We start from the raw sequence: 3984 nt of genomic DNA on the forward strand, positions 1-3984 counted from the left end.
CCCCCTTCGCGTTCACCGGGCCCGCTCGACCTCGACGCGCAGCGTCCGGACGCCGTTGAGGTGGCCCTCCGGGTGCTGTTCCGGCGTGCTGCCGGGCACGACCCGCAGCGACGAGTACCGCTCCAGCAGCAGCCGCGTCGCGACCCGCGTCTCCAGCCTGGCCAGCGGCGCGCCGAGGCAGAAGTGCACGCCGCGGCCGAAGGACAGGTGGGGGTTGGGGTCGCGGTCCGGCACGCACCGGTCCGGGCCGGCGAAGACCCGCTCGTCGTGGTTGGCCGACTCGAGCGACAGGTACACCAGGCTGCCCTCGGGCACGGTGACCCCGCCGTAGTCGATGTCGGTCGTCGCGAGCCGCGGCACCGCCCTGATCGGGGTGCGGTAGCGCATGACCTCCTCGACGGCCGTGGGGATCAGCGAGTGGTCGGCGCGCAGCGCGTCCTGCAGTTCGGGCAGCTCGTCGAGGCCCAGCACCGTGTTGGCGATGACCAGCGACGACGTGATGTGCCCCGCCAGCAGCAGGAACGTGGCGAACCCGGTGATCTCCGCGTCGCCGAGGGTGTCGTCGCCCTCCTGCGTGGTGGTCAGCGCGGAGATCAGGTCCTCGCGCGGGTGCCGCCGGCGCTCCTGCGTCAGGTCGGCCAGGTACGCGTGGAACGTGCGCATGTTGGCCGCCGACGCGGCCATCCGCTCCTCGTCGGAGGGGTCGAACACGCCCTGCTCGAACAGGGTGTCCGCCCACACCGCGAACTGCTCGCGGTCGGCCACCGGAACACCGAGCAGCTCGGCGATCACGATCATCGGCAGCGGGTGGGCGAGTGCGCCGACCAGCTCGACCTCGTCCTGGCCGGCGACCCGGTCGAGCAGGTCGGCGGTGATGGCGGCGATCCGCCCCTCCAGCCGCGCGATGACCCGCGGCGCGAACTCGCGGCTCACCAGGCTCCGCAGCCGCCGGTGTCGCGGCGGGTCCATCGCGCCGATGTGCCCGTCGAGCACGGGCGGCGCGTCCGGGAACACCGGGCTGACGTCCGAGGCCAACCGGCCGTAGTCGCTGAGCGCGGCGTCCACGTCCGCGTACCGCAGCAGGTGCCAGATGCCGGTCTGCGGGTCCTGCCACACCGGCGCGTCGTCGCGCAGGGCGCGCAACCGCCGCAGCTCCTCCGCGCCGGCCCGCGTGCTGGACTGGGTCATGCGGTTCCTCCTGGTTCGCGGCTCCCGGTCACCGGTGCTACGCCTCCGGTCGCCGGGCCACGAGCAGCAGGCAGCCCAGCTCCTCGGACGCCGCCAGCTCGTCGGGGAACGCCATCAGCCGGGCCTGCTCCTCCTCGGGCAGGCGGGCGATGATCTCGTCGGGCACCAGGCCGCGGTCGTCCTCGCGCAGCTTGTCGGCCACGAGCCGCAGGGTCTTGCGCAGCACGGTCTCGGTGACGTCGGTCAGCTCGACCAGCTCGAGGCCCGCGTCGGCCAGCAGCGCCGGGTAGTCGTCGAGCTGGACGGGGTCGCTCATCATCCAGATGTCGACCATCTGCGCCATCAGCGACGGCGAGCCCTCGGGCGCGGGGTTGCGCTGGAACATGTCGGTGAGCACCAGGTGGCCACCGGGCTTGAGCACCTCGCGGATGGACGCAAGCGCCTTCGCGCGGTCCATGTGGATGATCGACTCGAGCGCGAACGCGGCGTCGAACGAGGCCGGTTCGAACGGCATGGCCATCGCGTCGGCGTGCCGGAAGGCGACGCGGTTGGACACGTTGTTCGCGGCCGCGTGCTCGGTGGCCCGCTTGACCTGCTCCTGGCTGATCGTGATGCCGGTGACGCGCGTCCCGGTGGTCTGGGCGACCCGGACGGCGGGCGTGCCGATGCCGCAGCCGACGTCGAGGACCGACTGGCCCGCCGTGACGGCGAGCTTCTCCGCCACGAGGTCGGTCAGCCGCGTCGCGGCGATCTCGACCGGGGTGTCGTCGGCGGGGTCCGGCCAGTAACCGAAGTGCAGCACCTCGGCGTCGGTGAGCTTGTCGTAGAGGAGTCCGACCTGTTCTGGGATTGGTGCGCGCACTGAGGACACGGCCGGTGTTCCTTCCGGAGTAGCTGCCTTTGATTTGTCTCGCGGCACGGACTCGACCACATTCGAGGGCGGACGCGGAAGTACTTTTCGGCTGCGATTGCCCGCTGGTCGGGGGCAGTAGTGGTCGGCTAGGGGATTCTAGGGGAGAACGCCGTCGCAGATCATCTGCCCGCGCGAACTCCGGGATTTGCGGCATCGGTGTTCCGGTCGTTCGACTAGGGGTTGTCGCGGTCCGGTTCGCGCAATAGCGTCGCGGAGGCGGTGACCGCAGCCTCTTTGTCGCGGTGCCGGAAATTGCGGATGACGCGTTTTCGAGCGCGCCCGCCGGGAGTCGGCGAGTTCCCTTGGAGTGGCACAGTGAGTCGTGAAGAGAAGGTCGTCGAATACCTGAAGCAGGTCACCGCCGACCTCCAGCGCACGCGCCGCCGGGTGCGCGACCTCGAGGAGGGGGTGCGGGAGCCGGTCGCGATCGTCGGCATGGCCTGCCGCTTCCCCGGCGGCGTGCGGACTCCCGAGGAGCTGTGGGAGCTGCTGGCCTCGAACGGCGACGCGGTGTCGGAGTTCCCCGCGGACCGCGGCTGGGACCTCGACGGCCTCTACGACCCCGACCCGGACCGGTCCGGCACCTCCTACGTGCGCCAGGGCGCGTTCCTCGACGGCGCCGCCGAGTTCGACGCCGGGTTCTTCGGCATCTCCCCGCGCGAGGCGACGGCGATGGACCCGCAGCAGCGCCTCCTGCTCGAGACCTCGTGGGAGGTCCTCGAACGCGCGGGCATCGACCCGGCCTCGGTGCGCGGCAGCCGCACCGGCGTCTTCGTCGGCAGCAACAGCCAGGACTACGCCTCGATCGCCACCGCCGCCGGCGACCTGGAGGGCTACGTCGGCACCGGCACCGCGGCGAGCGTCGTGTCCGGCCGGATCTCGTACTTCCTGGGGCTGGAGGGGCCCGCGGTCACGGTGGACACGGCGTGTTCGTCGTCGCTGGTGTCGATGCACCTGGCGGCGCGGGCGCTGCGCGACGGCGACTGCAGCCTCGCCATCGCCGCCGGCGTGACCGTGATGACGACGCCCGGTGCGTTCCTGGAGTTCAGCCGCCAGCGCGGGCTCGCGCTCGACGGGCGCTGCAAGGCGTTCGCCGCGGCCGCCGACGGCACGGGCTGGGGCGAGGGCGTCGGCGTGCTGCTGCTGGAGCGGCTGTCGGACGCCCGCCGCAACGGCCACGAGGTGCTGGCGGTCCTGCGGGGCTCCGCGGTGAACCAGGACGGCACCAGCAGCGGTCTCACCGCGCCGAACGGCCCGTCGCAGCAACGGGTCATCCGTGACGCGTTGCGGTCGGCGGGCCTGGCACCGTCCGATGTGGACGCGGTGGAAGCGCATGGCACCGGTACGTCGCTGGGTGATCCGATCGAGGCGCAGGCGTTGATCGCCACCTACGGGCAGGACCGGGACCGGCCGTTGTGGCTGGGTTCGGTGAAGTCCAACATCGGGCACACGCAGGCTGCTGCTGGTGTGGCGGGTGTGATGAAGATGGTGCTGGCCATGCGCGCCGGGGTGCTGCCGCGCACCCTGCACGTGGACGAGCCGACGCCCGAGGTGGAGTGGACGTCCGGCGCGGTGGAACTGCTGACGGAGTCACGGGTGTGGGAGGCGCACGGGCGCCCGCGTCGTGCCGGGGTGTCGTCGTTCGGGATGAGCGGCACGAACGCCCACGTGATCCTGGAGGAGTCCGAGCTCGCCGAGGAACCGGCGCCCGGTGACCCCGGCGCCGTCGTGCCGTGGGCGTTGTCGGCGCGGTCCCCGGAGGCGCTGCGGGACCTGGCGGAGAACCTCGCCGACCACGTCGGCGCCGAGTTCGACCTCCTGCCGGTGGACGTGGCGTCGTCGTTGGTGGAGTCGCGGTCGGTGTTCGGGTGTCGGGCTGTGGT

The 3984-nt window shown here is 72.1% G+C and carries 3 protein-coding genes; 1 reads left to right on the top strand and 2 read right to left on the bottom strand.

Annotated elements, in window-relative coordinates; all coding sequences use genetic code 11:
• Nucleotides 1-12 precede the first annotated feature (12 nt).
• Complete coding sequence (locus tag ACFWGZ_RS40105; RefSeq protein ID WP_382456819.1) at nucleotides 13-1188, bottom strand: cytochrome P450; 1176 nt, start codon at nucleotides 1186-1188, stop codon at nucleotides 13-15.
• 37 nt (nucleotides 1189-1225) lie between these two features.
• Nucleotides 1226-2050 (bottom strand): SAM-dependent methyltransferase, encoded by an 825-nt coding sequence (locus tag ACFWGZ_RS40110; RefSeq protein WP_382456820.1) that lies wholly within the window; start codon nucleotides 2048-2050, stop codon nucleotides 1226-1228.
• Nucleotides 2051-2416: 366 nt separating this feature from the next.
• Here ACFWGZ_RS40110 and ACFWGZ_RS40115 point away from each other — a divergent pair.
• A partial coding sequence (locus ACFWGZ_RS40115) for a type I polyketide synthase (protein ID WP_382456821.1) occupies nucleotides 2417-3984 on the top strand: 1568 nt, incomplete at its 3' end.

Source organism: Lentzea sp. NPDC060358 (assembly GCF_042725365.1).
In the GTDB taxonomy this organism is placed as follows: Bacteria; Actinomycetota; Actinomycetes; order Mycobacteriales; family Pseudonocardiaceae; genus Lentzea.

Bases quoted from the DNA above. Each gene is read 5' to 3' on its own strand.
- ACFWGZ_RS40105 (WP_382456819.1), bottom strand. From the start codon at position 1,188: ATGACCCAGTCCAGCACGCGGGCCGGCGCGGAGGAGCTGCGGCGGTTG.